The organism is Methylobacterium sp. Leaf125, assembly GCF_001423085.1.
GTDB lineage: Bacteria > Pseudomonadota > Alphaproteobacteria > Rhizobiales > Beijerinckiaceae > Methylobacterium.
The window spans coordinates 77,389-95,286 of the sequence record NZ_LMNU01000012.1 but is presented as its reverse complement, the minus strand read 5'-3'; the positions used below and the strand labels follow the sequence as shown (position 1 = coordinate 95,286).

At 69.9% G+C, this 17,898-nt stretch carries 14 protein-coding genes; 8 read left to right on the top strand and 6 right to left on the bottom strand.

Going from position 1 to position 17,898, the window contains the following annotated elements; translation table 11 throughout:
* Positions 1–5 precede the first annotated feature (5 nt).
* Together ASF58_RS11680 and ASF58_RS11675 are read right to left on the bottom strand one after the other, a co-directional pair.
* A complete protein-coding gene (locus ASF58_RS11680) occupies positions 6–1,772 on the bottom strand; it encodes a PQQ-binding-like beta-propeller repeat protein (protein ID WP_055951967.1) in 1,767 nt (588 codons plus the stop codon).
* 71 nt (positions 1,773–1,843) lie between these two features.
* On the bottom strand, positions 1,844–2,401 hold the full coding sequence (locus tag ASF58_RS11675; protein ID WP_055951964.1) for an ankyrin repeat domain-containing protein: 558 nt from the start codon (positions 2,399–2,401) through the stop codon (positions 1,844–1,846).
* 344 nt (positions 2,402–2,745) lie between these two features.
* Here ASF58_RS11675 and uvrB point away from each other — a divergent pair, with 344 nt between their 5' ends.
* From uvrB to ASF58_RS11660, 3 genes are all read left to right on the top strand, one after another.
* Positions 2,746–5,610, top strand: coding sequence for an excinuclease ABC subunit UvrB (uvrB, locus tag ASF58_RS11670; RefSeq protein ID WP_244477291.1), 2,865 nt, complete (start codon positions 2,746–2,748; stop codon positions 5,608–5,610).
* 104 nt (positions 5,611–5,714) lie between these two features.
* Positions 5,715–6,098: a hypothetical protein gene (locus ASF58_RS11665; protein ID WP_348271588.1), complete on the top strand. Its 384-nt coding sequence runs from the start codon at positions 5,715–5,717 to the stop codon at positions 6,096–6,098.
* A gap of 50 nt (positions 6,099–6,148) precedes the next feature.
* The gene (locus ASF58_RS11660) at positions 6,149–6,883 is read left to right on the top strand and encodes a YidB family protein (protein WP_055951961.1); all 735 of its coding nucleotides are present in this window, start codon (positions 6,149–6,151) and stop codon (positions 6,881–6,883) included.
* Between the two features lie 7 nt (positions 6,884–6,890).
* Here ASF58_RS11660 and ASF58_RS11655 read toward each other — a convergent pair whose 3' ends face one another.
* Entirely contained in the window at positions 6,891–8,294 is a 1,404-nt protein-coding gene (locus ASF58_RS11655) for a sensor domain-containing diguanylate cyclase (RefSeq protein WP_244477290.1), read from the bottom strand.
* A gap of 242 nt (positions 8,295–8,536) precedes the next feature.
* The gene (gene mutM / locus ASF58_RS11650) at positions 8,537–9,436 is read right to left on the bottom strand and encodes a bifunctional DNA-formamidopyrimidine glycosylase/DNA-(apurinic or apyrimidinic site) lyase (RefSeq protein ID WP_055951958.1); all 900 of its coding nucleotides are present in this window, start codon (positions 9,434–9,436) and stop codon (positions 8,537–8,539) included.
* A gap of 241 nt (positions 9,437–9,677) precedes the next feature.
* Here mutM and ASF58_RS11645 point away from each other — a divergent pair, with 241 nt between their 5' ends.
* The 5 genes from ASF58_RS11645 to ASF58_RS11625 all read left to right on the top strand — a co-directional run bounded on the left by ASF58_RS11645 (position 9,678) and on the right by ASF58_RS11625 (position 14,624).
* Entirely contained in the window at positions 9,678–10,274 is a 597-nt protein-coding gene (locus tag ASF58_RS11645) for a hypothetical protein (protein ID WP_055951955.1), read from the top strand.
* A gap of 82 nt (positions 10,275–10,356) precedes the next feature.
* The gene (ubiE, locus tag ASF58_RS11640; protein ID WP_055953639.1) at positions 10,357–11,112 is read left to right on the top strand and encodes a bifunctional demethylmenaquinone methyltransferase/2-methoxy-6-polyprenyl-1,4-benzoquinol methylase UbiE; all 756 of its coding nucleotides are present in this window, start codon (positions 10,357–10,359) and stop codon (positions 11,110–11,112) included.
* A gap of 31 nt (positions 11,113–11,143) precedes the next feature.
* Positions 11,144–12,700, top strand: coding sequence for a 2-polyprenylphenol 6-hydroxylase (gene ubiB, locus ASF58_RS11635; protein ID WP_055951951.1), 1,557 nt, complete (start codon positions 11,144–11,146; stop codon positions 12,698–12,700).
* A gap of 47 nt (positions 12,701–12,747) precedes the next feature.
* A complete protein-coding gene (locus tag ASF58_RS11630) occupies positions 12,748–14,067 on the top strand; it encodes a phosphopantothenoylcysteine decarboxylase (RefSeq protein WP_055951948.1) in 1,320 nt (439 codons plus the stop codon).
* Between the two features lie 269 nt (positions 14,068–14,336).
* On the top strand, positions 14,337–14,624 hold the full coding sequence (locus ASF58_RS11625; protein ID WP_244477289.1) for a hypothetical protein: 288 nt from the start codon (positions 14,337–14,339) through the stop codon (positions 14,622–14,624).
* A 58-nt stretch (positions 14,625–14,682) separates the two neighbouring features.
* On the opposite strand, the gene ASF58_RS11620 is transcribed toward ASF58_RS11625, so the two are convergent.
* On the bottom strand, positions 14,683–15,318 hold the full coding sequence (locus tag ASF58_RS11620; RefSeq protein WP_055951945.1) for a glutathione S-transferase family protein: 636 nt from the start codon (positions 15,316–15,318) through the stop codon (positions 14,683–14,685).
* Between the two features lie 116 nt (positions 15,319–15,434).
* A complete protein-coding gene (locus ASF58_RS11615) occupies positions 15,435–17,885 on the bottom strand; it encodes an esterase-like activity of phytase family protein (RefSeq protein ID WP_082513007.1) in 2,451 nt (816 codons plus the stop codon).
* Between the last annotated feature and the right edge of the window lie 13 nt (positions 17,886–17,898).

Here is a 17,898-nt window from a genome sequence, read left to right as displayed (position 1 = left end):
GATCCTCAATCGGGTAGCGTGAAGACCACAAGGGCGTCGCCGGTGCCGAAGCCGGAACCCTTCGTGAAGGAGGCGCCGCCAGCCGCCACCGCGACGTATTGCTTGCCGTCGAGGGCGTAGGTGATCGGCGGCCCGCCGATGCCGGCGCCGCACTGGAAGCGCCACAGGATCGCGCCCGTCTCGGCATCGTGGGCATCGAGATGGCCATCCTCCTCCCCGGAGAACACGAGGTTCGAGGCGGTGGCCAGCGTCCCACCGGAGAGCCGGCTGCCGCCCTTCATCGTCCACTTGATCGCGCCGCCCTTGGCAAGGTCCACCGCCGTCAAGGTGCTGAAGCTCGGCTCGCCCTTGGCCTCCGTGGTTTCGGTGTAGCGGATCGCCGGGCGGTCGCCGGAGGCGGGCACCGTTCGAACCACGTAGGTCGTCGCCCCGTGCCGGACTTGGGCGAAGGCGGTTCCCCGGTGCGCATCATAAGCCACCGGATGCCAGGAGATCGCCCCGAGCGGACCGGGGCTGACGACCGTGCCGGCCTCGGTCGGCGGCGCGTAGAGGTTCTTCTGCGTGATCAGCGGCTCGGACTTCGCCAGGAGCTTCCCCGTGGTGCGATCGTGGACGTAGAGCCAGCCGGTCTTCGAGCCCTGCGCCACGGCCTTGACCGGGCCCTGCGGCGTCGGCTGGTCGAGAAGGAAGGGCGGGCTCGCCACGTCGTAGCCCCACTCGTCGTGCGGGACCTGCTGATAGTACCAGCGCAGCTGTCCGGTGCGGACATCGAGGGCGACGAGACTCATGGTGTAGAGGTTGTCGCCCGGGCGCGAGAGGCCGAAATTCTGTGGCGCCGGATTGCCGGTGCCGACGTAGATCAGCCCGAGATCCCGGTCGTAGGCCGGTGTCATCCAGAGCGAGCCTCCCCCGACCCGCCAAGCCTCGGGATGCGCCGGGGCCGCGGCCTTCTCGGCGGCAATGTCCCGGTGCAGCGGCACGCCGTCCGACGTGGTCGCCGCGAAGTCCCCCTCCCAGCCGTCGGCCTTGGTCACGTACCAGCGCCAGCGCTCGGCTCCCGTGGCGGCGTCGTAGGCCGCGAGCCAGCCGCGGCGGCCATAGCCGCCCTCGATCCCCACCACCGCGCCACCGTCGAGGCCGCCCTTGGCGTCCTCCACGTGCAGGCCGTAGCCGGCGCCGGCGACGCCCACGATGACGAGGCCGTCGGCGACCAGGGGCGGCATCTTGAAACCGAGACGGCTCGACCCCTGGACCGTGCCGGCCCCGAGCGTGTCCGCCAGGGCCGAGGCGGTCTCGGATTCCCCCTCCTCGGGGCGCACCGCCTCATGGTCCCACAAGACCTTTCCGGTAGCGGCGTCGAGGGCGATGATCCGACCGTCCATGGTCGCCTCGAAGACCTTACCGCCGGAGACGGCCACGCCCCGGTTCGAGGGCGGCCCGAAGATCTTCTCCGTCCGCGCCTTGTGGGTGTAGGTCCACAGGACCCGTCCGCTGCGGGCATCGAGGGCGGCGACGTGATTCTGGGTGGTCGAGACGTAGAGCGTCCCGTCCACCATCACGGGCTCCGCCTGGAAATAGCCGGTGATGCCGGTCTGGAAGATCCAGGCCGGACGCAGCGCCTTCACGTTGGCCCGGTCGATCGTCGTGAGCGGCGAGAAGTGCTGGTTGGTGTGGTCACGCCCGAACATCGGCCAGTCGTCGGCCGCCAAGGCCGCACCGGGCAGGCTGGCGAGGAGGAGCGCGGCGAGGCCGCGGCGACGTGTGTTCGGCATGAGCTTTCCTCGTCGCGGTCGCCCCGTGGCCGGGCGATCCGCAGCAGATCGTGGGACGGGAACGTTCCGGCTCAGCCGGTGGTGCCCGGGCGCTTCGCCCCGGCGAGCTGCGCGGGCGTGTCGGCCGCCCCCATGGAGTCCGCCAGGGCGGCGGCGGTCTGGCCGGCGCCATCCCGCCTGTCCGGGTCGGCCCCGTGGGCGAGCAACAGCGCGACCATCTCGGTGCGGTTGAACATCGCCGCGGTCATCAGGGCCGTGCGGCTGCCCGTTCCCGTACCGTCGACCGCTGCGCCGTGGGCGAGGAGCAGGTTGGCAATGTCCCTGTCGCCCTTGAACGCGGCGCCGGCCAGCGGTGTCTGGCCCCGGTCGTTGGCGAGTTCGGGGTCGCCGCCGGCCTCGAGGATCACCCGCGTCGCCTCGGCCTGTCCGTTATAGGCGGCGAGCATCAGCAGGCTGTCGCCCTTGTCGTTGCGCAGGTTCGCCGGCAGGCCCTGCCCGAACAGCTCCGCGAGCTCCTCCGCGTGGCCCATGCGGGCGTACTGGAAGACCCGGGCGGCGAAGGCCAAGGTGTCGGCGTCGAGCTCGGGTTTCGGCGCGGTCTCAGGTTTCGGTGACGTGTCGGGGTCCATCGATCTGTCCCGTCTGGAATACGTTACGGCGTCGGTCCTGCGCGAAACCTAGCTTTACGGGCGCCAGTGTCGAGGAAGCCGTGCGTTGAATCTTGCAGCAGGGGGAAGCCGGCCTCTGAGGCCGTCGACGATTTCGGGAAGGCGTGCGATCCGAAGCGGGCCGCCACGTCGCGGACCGAACGCGACTCCCGACCTGGCGCGCGAGGCGCGATAAATCGCCCCGTGCGGCGTTTCCCGCCTCGGCGGATCAACCGGCGCGTAACATCCGGTTGCGGCGTACCCTTTTCCAAGCGGCCGCTAGAAACCATACTTGCAGCATGCCGACTCCGAAGAAGCCACGCGCCGTGTCCGACCCCGCTGCCGAGACGGAGGTTCTGACGACGAATGTCGGGAGTTCTCAAGGTTCTGACGGCGCGGGCTCGGACAGCAAGCGTGCAGCCGGCAAAGTTGTCGGAGCAAAGGCGCCCGGACCGAAGGCCTCGGCGCCGAGGACGCCGAACTCCAAGGCGTCGAAGCCGGAGCTTCAGCCTCTCGACGAGCACTTGGCGGCCCTCCTCAGCCCCGCGCTGAACCGGAATCGCCTTCCACCGATCGCGCCGCCCGCCCCCGCCCGTCCGGGGCAGCCGAAACCGGCGCGCGGGCGTACCAAGGCGCCTGCGGCTTCCAGCAAGCCTTCGGCGACCGTCCCCGACAAGGCGTCCGGCATGGGCTTCGGCGAGGCCGCACAGGCGACCTTCGCCCATGGCGAGGCGGCCGACGTCGATCCGCGCCTCGCGCAAGCCCTGGGGCTGCGTGCACCGGAAGACGGACCGGTCCCGGAAGGTCTGGGGGCGGTCGAACCGGCGGACGACGACGAGACCTCGCTGGCGACGGACGGCGTCTCGGCCACCGTCGATGCGCTCTCGCGCCTGCTCACCGAGGGCAATCCGCTCTTCCGGGACGGCCATACCTGGGTGCCGCACCGGCCCGATCGGCCGAAGAAGTCCGAGGGCGGCCTCGCCTTCACGCTGAAATCCGAGTTCGAGCCGGCCGGTGACCAGCCGCGCGCCATTGCCGAGCTGGTCGACGGCGTGCGCAAGGCCGAGCGCGACCAGGTGCTCCTGGGCGTCACCGGTTCCGGCAAGACCTTCACCATGGCCAAGATCATCGCCGAGACCCAGCGTCCGGCCCTGATCCTGGCGCCGAACAAGACCCTGGCGGCACAGCTCTACGGGGAGTTCAAGAGTTTCTTCCCCGACAACGCGGTCGAGTATTTCGTCTCGTACTACGATTACTACCAGCCCGAGGCCTACGTGCCGCGCTCGGATACCTTCATCGAGAAGGAATCGTCGATCAACGAGCAGATCGACCGCATGCGCCACGCCGCCACCCGCGCCCTGCTCGAGCGCGACGACGTCATCATCGTCGCCTCGGTCTCGTGCATCTACGGCATCGGCTCGGTGGAGACCTACACCGCGATGTCGTTCACGGTGTCTCTCGAAGAGAAGATCGAGCAGCGGCAGCTCATCGCCGACCTCGTGGCGCTTCAGTACAAGCGCATCCAGTCGGACTTCGCCCGCGGCACCTTCCGGGTGCGCGGCGACGTGATCGAACTCTGGCCTGCCCACTTGGAGGATCGCGGCTGGCGGATCGGCCTGTTCGGCGACGAGATCGAATCGATCACCGAGTTCGATCCCCTCACGGGCAAGAAGATCAACGACCTCAAGTTCGTAAAGGTCTACGCCAACTCGCACTACGTGACGCCGCGCCCGACCCTCCAGCAGGCGATCAAGGGGATCAAGACCGAGCTGAAACAGCGGGTCGACGAGCTGACGAAGATGGGCCGCCTGATCGAGGCACAGCGCATCGAGCAGCGCTGCACCTTCGACATCGAGATGATCGAGGCCACCGGGGCCTGCAACGGCATCGAGAACTATTCGCGGTACCTGACGGGGCGTAAGCCCGGCGAGCCGCCGCCGACCCTGTTCGAGTACCTGCCCGACAACGCGCTGGTCTTCACCGACGAGAGCCACGTCACGGTTCCGCAGATCGGCGGCATGTACAAGGGCGATTTTCGCCGCAAGGCGACGCTGGCAGAATACGGCTTCCGCCTGCCTTCCTGCCTCGACAACCGCCCCTTGCGCTTCGAGGAATGGGACGCGATGCGCCCGCAATCGATCCACGTCTCGGCCACGCCGGCCAAGTGGGAGATGGAGCAGACCGGCGGCGTCTTCGCCGAGCAGGTCATCCGCCCCACCGGCCTCGTCGACCCGGTGATCGAGATCCGGCCGGCGCGCTCGCAGGTCGACGACCTGCTCGGCGAGGTGCGGGAGGTGGCCCAGGCCGGTTACCGCACCCTGGTCACGACCCTGACCAAGCGCATGGCCGAGGACCTGACCGAATACCTGCACGAGAACAGCGTGCGGGTGCGCTACATGCACTCCGACATCGACACCCTGGAGCGCATCGAGATCATCCGCGACCTGCGTCTCGGCGCGTTCGACGTGCTGATCGGCATCAACCTCCTGCGCGAGGGACTCGACATTCCGGAATGCGCGCTCGTGGCCATCCTGGATGCCGACAAGGAGGGCTTTCTCCGCTCGGAAACCTCGCTGGTGCAGACCATCGGCCGCGCGGCCCGAAACGCGGATGCCCGCTGCATCCTCTACGCCGACCAGGTGACCGGCTCGATGGAGCGGGCGATGGCCGAGACCGAGCGCCGCCGCCTCAAGCAGCTGGCCTACAACGAAGAGCACGGCATCACGCCGCAGAGCGTGAAGCGCGGCATCGCCGACATCCTCGACAGCGTCTACGAGCGCGACCACGTCCAGGTGGATACGGGGCTGGCGAAGAACGCCGTCACCATCGGGCACAACCTGAAGGCGGTCATGGCGGACCTCGAGAAGCGGATGCGCACCGCCGCCGCCGATCTCGACTTCGAGGAGGCCGCGCGCCTGCGCGACGAGCTCAAGCGCCTGCAAGCCACCGAGCTGCTGGTCTCCGACGACCCGATGGCCCGCCAGGGCGACGTGGAGCGGGAGGCGGGGCGCTTCGGGGCCAAGCAGAGCCGCATCTCGAAGCCGACCCTGGACAATATGGGGCCGGGCACCGACCGCGAGCTGCCGCTCGGCGCGCCGGTCTGGCAGGAACGCCCGAAGGCCCGCTCGACGCAGGGGCTCGGGGGACAGAAGCCGAAATACAAGGGCGGGGGCGGACGCAAGCGCGGCTGATCGCGACGGACCCCTCCCGTTTGCGCGTCCGCGGGCCGGAACCCATCGGCGGCGGCGGGGCTTGGTTCGGGAACAGACGTCCCCTCGCATCCGGAGCCTGTCCCGTGATCCAGACCTCCTCGCCCCACGCCGGCGCCTGCCGCCCGGCCTTCCGGCCCCGCGCCGGCGGTGCGGTCACCGCCTTGTTCCTGTCGGGCCTCGCCCTCTCCGGCGCCGCCGGCCTGCTCGTCGGGCCCGTGAGCCTGCGTCCGGCCTCGGCGCAGACGGCCGCAAATCCCAACGACCAGCCGACGCCCGGCACCCTGCCCGGCCGTGACGCCGCCACCGGCGCCGCCGAGCGGCCCACCGGTCAGGTCGCGCCGCCGAAGGCGATCTCCGCCACCACCGCCGTCACCGCGTCGGACGCGAAGTCCGGTGCCCGCACGAACCCGCTGGATCACCTTCCGGCGAAGGATCGCGCGGGCACGGGCGGAACGCGCCGCGACTAGGGTTTCGGCGCGCCGTCGCAACCGTTCATCGACACAGGGGAGAAGCGCATATGGGTCTGCTCGATCAAGTCATCGGCGGCGTTCTCGGACAGGTGCTCGGGGGCGGCCGCGAGCCCGAGCGGGGCGGCCCAAGTGGTGGCCAGGGTGGCGGGCAAGGCGGAGGTATGCTCGGCGGCGCGATGTCGCCGATCGTCCAGGCTCTCCTGATGCTGCTGATGTCGAAGGGCGCCGGCGGTCTCGGCGACCTGCTGGGCGGCGGCCACCATGGTGGAACCCGTGCACCCCGCGGCGATGACGACGGCGATCTCGGCGGCTTCGGCCAGGACCGTGGTCCGGAGCCGGGCTACGGTCGCGATCGGGGTGAGGACGCCCCGCCACTGCCCGGACGCGAGGGCGACTTCAGTGATCTCTCCGGGATGCTCGACGGCCCGGGCGATCGCGCCTCGGCGCCGGGAGATCGGAGTGCCGGTGCGGGTCCCTACGCGCATCTCGATCACGAGGCGCAGGACGGCCGCGGCGGGCTCGATGGGCTGATCGACCGCTTCCAGCGCGGCGGCCTCGGCGACGTCATGGAATCCTGGATCGGGCATGGCGAGAACCGCCCGGTGGCGCCCGCCCGTCTGGCCGATGCCCTCGGCTCCGACACGGTGAACGCCCTTCAGCAGCGCACCGGCCTGAACCGCGACGACCTGCTGTCGCAGCTGGCCCAGGCCCTGCCACAGGTCGTCAACGGGCTGACCCCGCAGGGCCGTCGGCCGACCGGGGACGACCTCCGCGGCTGGTGAACCGGGGTCAGGCCGCGCCGAAGCACATCCCGGGTTCGTAGAGCCGGAAGGTGTTGCGTCCGGCATCCTTGGCGCGGAACAGGGCGAGGTCGGCGTTCCGGCACAGCAGGTCGGGCTCGGTCCCGTCCTGGGGCGCCATGGCGACGCCGACGCTCACGCCGACGGTGACGCTGCTGCCGTCGAGGTCGATCGGCTGGGACACGACCTCGATCAGGCGCTGGGCCAGGGTCCGGATGCTGCTGCCCACCACGGGCCCGGTCTGGATGATCATGAACTCGTCCCCGCCGATCCGCGCGACGGTGTCCTCGGACCGGACCAGGGCGCGAAGTCGGGCGGCGACCGTTCGGAGCAGGATGTCGCCGGCATGATGGCCGAGGGTGTCGTTCACGAACTTGAAGCGATCGAGATCGAGACACAGGACGGCGAAACTGGCGCCGCGCCGTTGGCTCATGGCGAGTTCCTGGACGAGGCGCTCGCGAAACAGCGTCCGGTTCGCCAGGTCCGTCAGGGCGTCGTGCCGGGCCATGTGGGCGATCTGGAACTCGGCCTCCTTGCGCGCGCTGATATCGCGCGCCGCGGCCACGTAGCCCGTCGCACGCTCACTGTCGGCATCGTAGGTCAGGTTGAAGTTGACCTCGACCCAGATCCAGTTGCCGTCCTTGCGGCGGTAGCGCTGGGTCGACACCGCCCGGGTGATGCGCTCCGCGCAGAGATCGGCCAGGAGGCGTCCGAACGCCTCGGCATCGCCGGGATGGACCTGGTCCATGGGCCGGGTGCCGATCAGTTCCTCGGCCTCGTAGCCCAGGAGGGTGCCCGAGGCGGGCGAGACGTAGCGGCGCACGGTGTCGAGGGTCGCCCAGATCACCATGTCGGAGCTGTTCTCGGCTAGGAGCCGATAATGCGCCTCCCGCTCCCGCAGCTTGGCCTTCGCCCGGTGCAGGCTGAGCTGCGCCGCCACGACCGAGGCGAGATCCTGCAGCCGAGCGCGATCCTCCGCTGCGAACTGGCGCGGCACCTGGTCGAGGACGCAGAGGATGCCGACCCGCAGCCCCGCTTCGGCGAGGAGGGGGGCGCCGGCATAGAAGCGGACATGCGGCGGATTGATCACCAGGGGGCTCTCGCGGAAGCGCGGATCCGCCCAGGCATCCTCCACCACGAACACGTCGTCCGACAGGATGGCGTAGTTGCAGAACGCGCCCTCGCGGCCGGTCTCGTCGAGATCGAGGCCACACTTGGCCATGAACTGCTGGTGGTTCGCCGCGATCAGCGAGACGTAGGAGATCGGCATGCCGAACAGGGCCGCCGCCGTGCGACAGATGGCGTCGAAGTGCGGTTCGGGCTCGGCCTGCAGGATATCGAGATCCTGCAGCGCCCTCAGGCGCTCGGCTTCGTTGCTCGCTTTGGGGTACATGCGTGCCCTGGATTCCAGCGGACCGGCGAACCCGAACGGTCAGGCTCGGCACCTCCGAGGGGGGCCGTGCCCAGCCGATTGTATCGGGCTGAAAGCGCTCATCGTGTAGTTGGACGGATAGTCTTTCGAAGAACCGAAGACCCATTCGCCGAACATCATCTTCGCAGCGATTTATCAAATGAGCTTTAACGAGCCAGAGCCGGGATTTCCCGAATGACGCGGTGGCACGATCTCATCCCCCGTTATTTTGTCGGACGGATCTGGCAAGTCGCGCAAAAGAATGTCGATCGTCCGGATTGGACGATCCGCTCGATCGTGCCAGTACATCCCCGTGTTCCACAGCGATGGCCGACCCGGTCATAGACCCGGAATGCGTGTTGAAACGCGCCGCTGCCACCATCGGTATGGGCGTAATCGCGTAGGGTCGATCCTCCGGCCGCCACGGCCTCGGTCAGAACTTCAGCGATGACCTTGGCCAGCCGCCGGGCCTTCGGCGTCGGCGTCCCATCCGGTTTCGCGAGTTGTCCCGCCCGCATCTCGGGGTGGAGCCCCGCGCGGTGCAGCGCCTCGCAGACGTAGATGTTGCCCAGACCGGCGATCAGGCGCTGGTCCAGGAGAGCGGCCTTCAGCGGCGTGATCTTGTTGCGGAACAGCCGAGCGACGGCGTCGGCGGTCAGAGCCTCGCTCAGGGGCTCGATCCCCATGCCGGCGAAATGCCGGCTCTCGGCCAGGGCGGGCGTCGGAACGAGGTCCATGAAGCCGAAGCGCCGGACGTCGTTGTAGGTCACGGTGCACCCGTTCGACATCGCCATCACGACGTGATCGTGCTTGGCGTTTCCGAGGGCCCCCTCGAGGTAGAAGTCCCCCGGCGACAGGTTACTTCCGTCGGGCAGGGCCACGTCGAAGCGCCCGCTCATGCCGAGATGCATGATGAGGGTCTCGCCGGAATCGAGACCGGCGGTGAGGTACTTCGCCCGCCGCGCCAGATCCGTCACGGTGCGGCCCTCCAGGCGCTCCGCGAAGCGGTCCGGAAACGGGAAGCGCAGGTTCGCGCGCCGGAGAATGACCCGGCTGAAGCGCGCGCCGACCACGGCGGGCAGCAAGCCCTGACGGACAGTCTCGACTTCGGGAAGCTCCGGCATGACGCCCTTTCTCGCTCTCGGCGACGCTGTCCCTCCAGATGGGCATGTCCGCGGCTGCCAGCCATGGGGACGTGCAGCGATCGACGAAGGCGCCGCACCCGTGCAGGCGTAAAGATGCAACCCAGAGTTTAACGGAATATCAGTGGGTTCGTGCTCTCTGTGCTCACCGATCGCCGAACCCGATTTCGGCGACGGTCCTGATGTCGGGAGCAGCGAAGTGATCTTATCCACGCGTCCTGGGGTGACGGCTCTGACCCTGCTGCGGCAATCGTCCGCACCGACGTCGGCCGGAACGCCGGACCTCATTCGAACCCGCCTGCCGTCGCCCTCCGAGGAACCCGGAACGCGGCGCACCGAGGCGGAGGCCAGCGCCGCCCTCTTCGGCGTGAATCAACCGAACCCCCTGAAGGAGATGGTCGCGTTCCTGAACCGCGTCGGGCAGGTGTTCGGCATCGAACGCGGTGCCTACGCCACGCAATCGAGCTTCATGGCAGCGGTCGAGGATGCCTTCACCGCGCTGAAGGCCGATCCGGACGATCCGAACAGGGTCGACGATTTCGCCCGGCGCCTGCATCTCGACGCCGACACCGTCGCGGTGCTGAAGCAGGAGAAGACCGCGGACATGCTGGTCGGCCTCATCGAGAAGGCGCTCGGCCTCGATCGGCTCGGGCTGTCGCTGGCCACGGTGATCAAGGCGGGCAACAATCTCGACTCGGCCGAGGCGGATGCGATGCGCACGGTGCTGTTCCGCCAGGCGCAGGAGGCGCAGGGCCGGAACACCTGGGACGATCTGGGTCTGTATCAGCCGGCCGATCCCGTCCGCCGAGCGGCCGCGTAGTTCGGGAGAACGCGACCTGCGCGATCGAGCCAGATGGCACTCTCGGCACGGCTTCGCTATGGAGACGGCCATGGAGACGCCCATGGCCACCGACGAGACCACTGATTTCGGCTTCGAGAGCGTCGCGCTCGACGAGAAGCAGGGCCGCGTCGACGACGTGTTCCGTTCGGTCGCCAAGCGCTACGACCTCATGAACGACCTGATGTCGGGCGGGCTGCACCGGGCCTGGAAGTCGCACCTGATCTCGATGCTGCGGCCCCCGCGCAACCGGCCCTTCCGGCACCTCGACGTGGCCGGCGGCACCGCCGACATCGCGTTCCGCGCCCTGGAGGCCGGCGGCCCCGCGACGCACACCACCGTGCTCGACATCAACGAGGCGATGCTCCGGGTGGGTGCCGAGCGGGCGGGCGACCGCTTCACCGGGCGCATCGACTTCGTCACGGCCAATGCCGAGGCCCTGCCGCTCCCGGCGGAGCAGTTCGACGCCTACACCATCGCCTTCGGCATCCGGAACGTGCCCCGGATCGACAAGGCGCTCGCGGAGGCGCACCGGGTGCTGAAGCCCGGCGGACGGTTCCTGTGCCTCGAATTCTCGAAGGTCGATCTCCCGGTGCTCGACCGGATCTACGACGCCTACTCGTTCCACGTGATCCCGCGCCTCGGCGCACGCGTGGCCGGCGACGCCGATTCCTACCGCTACCTCGTGGAATCGATCCGCAAGTTCCCCTCCCCCGGGCGCTTTGCCGGGATGATCGAGGCGGCGGGCTTCCGCCACGTCAGCCACCGCGCCCTCACGGGCGGCATCGTCGCGATCCATTCGGGCTGGAAGGTCTCGTGACCGTGGGTCTCGTCACGACGCGGGCCGCCTGATGCTCGGCGCCGTCGTTCACCTGATCCGGGGCGCGCATGTCGGCTTCGTGCTCGCCCGCGAGGGCGCGCTCGCGCTGGTGAATTCCGCCGATCTGCCACCGCACCTCCGATTCGTGCTGCGGATCGGCCGGATGCTGGAGCGTCCCGGCCTGGGAGTCGGCGCCGGCCCGCTCCAGCGCGCGCTGACGCGCCTCGGGCCGAGCTACGTCAAGTTCGGCCAGTTCCTCGCCACCCGGCCCGATATCGTCGGCATGGCGGCGGCGCGCGACCTCGAGACCCTGCAGGACCGTGTCCCGCCCTTCCCGCAGGAGACCGCGATCCGCCTCGTCGAGGCGGCGCTGGGCAAGCCGGTGGCGCATCTCTTCGTCTCGTTCAGCCCGCCGATCGCGGCGGCCTCGATCGCGCAGGTGCACAAGGCCCATCTATTCGACCTCGACGGCACCGAACGCGTCCTGGCGATCAAGATCATGCGCCCGGGCGTGCGCGAGCGCTTCCAGCGCGACCTCCAGGTCATGCGCTTCATGGCCCGCGTGGTCCACGCGCTCTCGCCCCAGGCGGAGCGCCTGCGCCCCCGCGAGGTGGTGGAGATCCTCGCCCGCTCGGTGATGATGGAGATGGATTTCCGGCTCGAAGCGGCCGCGATGTCCGAGCTCGCCCAGAACACGAAGAACGACGCGGATTTCCGCGTGCCGAAGCCCGACTGGGAGCTGACCGCCCGCGACGTGCTCGCCAGCGAATGGATCGAGGGCATCCGCCTGAACGACCGCGCCGCCATCGTGGCGGCCGGGCACGACCCCAAGGCCCTCGGCCGGGCGGTGATCCAGTCCTTCCTGCGCCACGCCATCCGGGACGGCTTCTTCCACGCCGACATGCATCCCGGGAACCTGTTCGTCGATCCGACCGGGACCCTGGTGGCGGTCGATTTCGGCATCATGGGCCGCCTCGGGCACATGGAGCGGCGCTTCCTCGCCGAGATCCTGCTGGGCTTCATCCTGCGCGACTACAAGCGCGTGGCCCAGGTGCATTTCGAGGCCGGCTACGTGCCGGCGCACCATTCGGTCGAGGATTTCGCCCAGGCGATCCGGGCGATCGGCGAGCCGATCCACCAGCGCAAGGCCGACGAGATCTCGATGGCCAGGGTGCTCACCCTGCTGTTCGACATCACCGCCCTGTTCGACATGAGCACCCGCACCGAACTGGTGATGCTGCAGAAGACCATGGTGGTGGTCGAGGGCGTCGCCCGCTCCCTCGATCCGCAGCTCGACATGTGGACCGGCGCCGAGCCCGTGGTGCGCTCGTGGATCGCCCGAAACCTCGGGCCGGTGGGCCGGGTCGAGAGCCTCGGCCGCGCGGCCCTCACCATCACGGACGTCGTCTCGGACCTTCCCGACCTCGCCCAGCGCCTGCGCCGCATCCTGGTGCGCCTCGACGAGACGGGCTCCAGCGAGGCCGGCCGTCTCGACGTCTTCGCCCGGGCGGAGCGCAAGCGCGCGATCTGGTCGACGGTCGCCCTCTGGGGCATCGCCATCGGTGCGCTGGTGATGGCGTTCCGTTAGCCTGCCCCGCAACGATCCGTCAGGCTCGCCTCCCGAGGGGTTCGACCATGACCCGCCCGCTTCAGAACCGCCGTATCCTCCTCGTCATCGGGGGCGGCATCGCCGCCTACAAGGCGCTCGACCTGATCCGGCGCCTGCGGGAGCGGGGGGCGCAGGTGCGCCCGCTCCTGACCAAGGGCGCCCAGGAATTCGTGACGCCCCTGGCGGCGGCGGCGCTCGCCGGCGAACGCGCCCATACGGACTTGTTCGACCGGGCCGAGGAGGCCGATATCGGTCACATCAAGCTGGCGCGCGATGCCGACGCCATCGTGGTCGCACCCGCGACGGCGAGCCTGATGGCCCGCATGGCCACGGGCGATTCGTCCGACCTCGCCGCCACGGTGCTGCTGGCCACGACCCTGCCGATCCTGATCGCGCCCGCCATGAACGTGCGGATGTGGCAGCACCCTGCGACGCAGCGCAATCTCGCCACCCTGCGCGGCGACGGCGTCCACGTCGTCGGTCCCAATGACGGCGCCATGGCCGAGGCCGAGTTCGGGCCCGGCCGCCTGGCCGAGCCCACCGAGATTGCCGACGCGGTGGAGGCGATGCTGGAACAGGCCCGTCCGGCCTCCGGCTTCGGCTTCCTGGCGGGACGCGACCAGACCGCCGAGGCGGCGTCCGGCCCCTTGGCCGGCCCTCTGGCCAGTCCCTTGGCCGGCTTCTTGGCCGGTCCCTTGGCCGGTCGGCGCGTGCTCGTGACCTCCGGACCGACCCACGAGCCGATCGACCCGGTGCGCTACCTCGCCAACCGCTCGTCCGGGCGCCAGGGCCACGCCATCGCGGCCGCGGCCGCCGCTGCCGGCGCGACGGTCACCCTGGTGTCCGGGCCGGTGGCGATCCCTGATCCGCCCGGCGTTCAGGTGGTGGCGGTGGAGACGGCGCGCGCGATGCTGGCGGCGGTCGAAGCCGCCCTCCCCGCCGACCTCGCCATCTTCGCCGCCGCCGTCGGCGACTGGCGACCGGCCGAGACGCGCGGATCCAAGATCAAGAAGGACGGTACCGCGCCGGCGCCCCTGGCCCTGGTCGAGAACCCCGACATCCTTGCCACCATCGCCGGACGTCCGGTTGGGCGGCCCCGCCTCGTCGTCGGCTTCGCGGCGGAGACCGACAGGGTCCTCGACAACGCCCGCGCCAAGATCGCCCGGAAGGGTTGCGACCTCATCGTCGCCAACGACGTGTCGCCGGCCGGTGGCGTGATGGGCGGCACCGCCAATACCGTCCATCTGGTCCGGCGCGACGGCACCGTCGAGACCTGGCCGACCCTCGACAAGGACGAGGTCGGACGGCGGCTGATCCGGCATTTCGCGGACCTGCTCGACGCCTGATCCACAGGCCCTGAAAAAGCGCGCGGAGCCGATCGCGGCCTGGCGCGTTAAGGCTTGACTAATGTCTCCCGCCGCATCATTTCGGCGTCGTTCGCACGTGCAGCAGATCCGCTGGCCCGCGCGGCCCCACAGGAACTCCCGACCCTAATGCCCAGCGACAGTAGTCGATGGACCGCGCCGCCGATGGCCCTCCGCGAGACCCGCGCCTGATCGCTTGATCGGGCTCGCCCGCGACCGGCCCCGATGGCCCGGTCGAACGAGGTGAGCCGATGACCTTCTCGAATGCCCTTCCACGCCTGCGCGTCGCCGTGGCGCCCGTGCGAACCCTCAGCTTCCGCCGCGCGGACGGCTCCAAGCTCGTGCGCGTCAAGGCACGCCGCCCCAGAGCGCGAAAGGCGGCGACCGGCGATGCCAACGTCGCGCTGATCATGGCCGTGATGATGACCCTGGTCTTCGGACCGGTGATCGGCGTCCACCTGATCGCGGCCTATGCCCCCACCGCGTCCGCCTCCGACGTGGCGGTCCAGAGCATCGGAACGCCGTTGCCGCCGGGCTGAGCGCCCGGCGGCTTCGCTTCTCAGGAAGGCGGTCGGCCGCAAGCGGCCGGCGCCGCGCTCAGGCCCGCGCCGCCGCGAGTTCGGCCGAGAGGGTGGCCTCCTCCGCCATGATCTTGCGGACCGCCGGACGGGCATTGACGCGGGCGAGGTAGGCCATGATCGCCGGCTCTTCCGGGACGAGCTTGAACCCCGTGGTCCAGCCGAGCGCGGCGCCCCAGAGCACATCGGCGGCGGAGTGCCGTTCCCCGAGAAGGTAGGGGCCCGGCGTGAGAGCCTCGACCACCGTCCTCAGCACCGCGTCGAAATCGCCGTAGGGCGACATCGCCTTGGGGCCGGGCTCGCGCTGAAGCGCCCGATCCACCACCGCCGGCTCGAAGCTCGACCCGTAGAAGACCATCCAGCGCAGGTACGGCCCACGCAGGGGATCGCCGATGGGCGGGGCGAGGCCGCGCTCCGGAAACTGGTCGGCGAGGTAGAGGTAGATCGCCGCCTGCTCGGTGATCAGCGCTTCGCCGTGGCGCAGGGCCGGGACCTTCCCCAGGGGATTGATCCGGAGGTACGCGGGCTCCCGGCCCCGTCCCGACTGCAGATCGAGGACGTCCAGCGTATGCGGCGCGCCGAGCTCCTCGAGCAGGATGCGCACGCCGGAGGAGCGCGTCTGAGGGGCGTGGTAGAGCGTGAGAGCGGGTTCCAAGCGGCAGACCTTTCGGGTGAATCGGCCGGCGCAGGCTCTGCGCCGGCGCCGCTCGGGTCAACCGATCGATCCGAGGTCCGGCCGAACGCCAGGTACCCGCCAAGGCCGGCCCAGGCTCACCATTGATAGCGCAGGCCTGCGGTCAGGCCATGACCCAGGCCTGCCCGGGTCCCGATCGCGGCCTGATAGTCGAGCCGCCAGCCGAGCTGCTCGGTGAGGTTGCCCTGGAGGCCGGCCCCCGCCGTGACGAAGTCGCTGCGCAGGAACGGGACCGCCACAGACGCGCTCGCCATGGCATTCTCGACGCTGGCGAGCCGGACCGCGGCGCTGCTGCCTGCCGGACCTGTGGCGAGATTATAGGCGACGCGGAGCGCGGGAATGAGGTCGCCCCAACCCGAGAAGGCGAGTTCGAGACCGAAGCGCGCGGTGTCCTGCGCGACGGCGAGCCCGCGATAGGCCAGGTTGTTGCCGGTCGCGCCGCTCTCGGTGAAGCCCTCGACCTGACCCGACAGATGCGTGAAGCCCGCGAAGGGCGTCAGGCGGACATCGGCGATGGCGAACGGCGCGCCGAGCTCGACATCCAGGGCGAGGGCGCGACCGGAGGTCCTGCCGGTGCCCGTCAGTCCGTAGGCGGCAGGGCGGCGGATCCGATCGAAGTTCACCACCGGCGCGCCGCCGACGATGCCCTGGGCGTAGAAGCCCGGACCGTAGTAGCCCGCATAGGCCGCGGCGGTGAACGCGCTCTGATCCTGGCGGACACCGCCGGCGCGGCGCAGCGACCCGCCCCCACCGCCGATCGCGATCCCGGCGCGCCAGGGGCCATCGATGGGCAGGTCGATGCCGGCGCTGCCCTGCGCCACCGTTCGGTCGAGCTCCGCACCGCCGCTGCGGGGCTGATCAGCAAAGACCACATCACCGCCGATCCAGGCGCCCCCGGCCCGTCCCCACGGGCCGGCCGAGCCGGTGCCGCGGCGCAGGGCCGAGAGGTGGTCCTGCACGCTGCGGGTCGCGGAGGCCGCGACGCCCAGCAGACCGCCGCCGAGGCTCTGCAGGACGACCGGCGCGGTCTGCTTCATCACGGCGAGCGCGTAGGGATCGACGTAGGTCGGAAGCGTCAGCCGGTAGGCGAGCAGCAGGTTGTCGTTGTTGAGGCCCGCATCGTAGCTCCGGCCGTTGATCACCCCCTTGCGGCTGAGGAAGTCGTTGTCGTTGCCCACCAGCAGGAAGTAGTCGTTCGGAGCCTTCTCGCTGAGCGCCGGGACGAGGCCCATCGCCTCCAGCTTCTCCGGCATCGTCGTCTGCGTGGCCGGATCGGTGTTCAGGTTCATCCCGAATCGGCCGAGCTGCACCGGATTGAGCAGGTTGACGGCCTCCGTGGTCTGGACCGGCGTGATGCCCGCGCGCAGGACGCCGCCCGGCGCGATCGGCGTGACCCCGTCATAGGCCGTACCGGCGATGTTGGTGGCCCCGGCCGTATCGACGAGCAGCACGCTCTTGTAGACGATCGGGGTCGTCGAGCCGGTCCCGAGGCCGTTGGAATCCCGCGCCAGGACGAGGAACTGGGTGTCGTTCAGGGCCAGCATCTCGCTCTGGGCCGCCGTGCGGTTGGGGGCGCCCCCGTTGCCGTTCTGCTTGTAGGTGGGCAGTTGCAGCACGTACTCGCGCGTCGGTGCACCGGGCGTCGGCGTACGCGAGACGTCGTAGTAGAGGATGCGCGTATTGGCGCGCTGCTCCTGGCCGGCGCCCGAATCCTGCACCGTCGCACTCTGCAGGATGGTGACGAGGCCGCGCCCGTCCGGCGTCAGTGCGATCCCCTCGAGCCCCTGATTGTTGCGGCGACCGGACTCGGTGGGCGGCGTGGTCGAGTTGAAGTTCAGGCGTCCGTCGGTGCGGGGTTGGAGGGCGGCCGGGATGCCGATGACCCCCTGCAATTGCCCCGCCGCGGAGAAGTAATAGACGTTGGGGCCGTACTCGTCGCTGACGTAGAAGGATCCGTCGAGCTTGCGGACGAGACCCTCGGCATCGAGGCTGATGCGGCCGGCGCTCGGCCCCGTGGTGGCCGACGGCAGCACGGCGCCCAGCTGCGTCGTGGAGCCGGCGCCCGGGTCGAGGCCGCTGAAGCGCTGGCCCCGCGCGTCGGTCAGGACGATCCCGCCGGTTTGGGTCAGGGTGATCTGACGCTGCGATGCCGTGGATTGGGGCAGGTTCGCACCCGGGTCCGGCGTGAAGGACAGGGTGAAGCGGTTGAGGCGCCCGACGTAGTCGGAGAACAGTCCGCCGTCCGGATTGTTGTAGCCGCGATCCGGCAGCGTGTAGAGCGTACCCTGATAGCTGCCGCCCGTGCGGCGCCAGGTGCTCAGGTCCATCGCCAGGGACGAGAACGAGCCCAGCGAATCACCCAGGAAGTCGCGGGTGTCGGCCGAGAGGCGGCCCACACCCTGCAGCCCCTGGTTGACAGTGGTGCTCCCATTGAAGGGGACCGACACGGCCCCGGCCACCCGGCTGATGTTCGGGGTTCGGATCTCCTGCGCCGAAGCGGCGCCGACCACCGCGAACGCGGCGATCATGGATCCGGCGGCG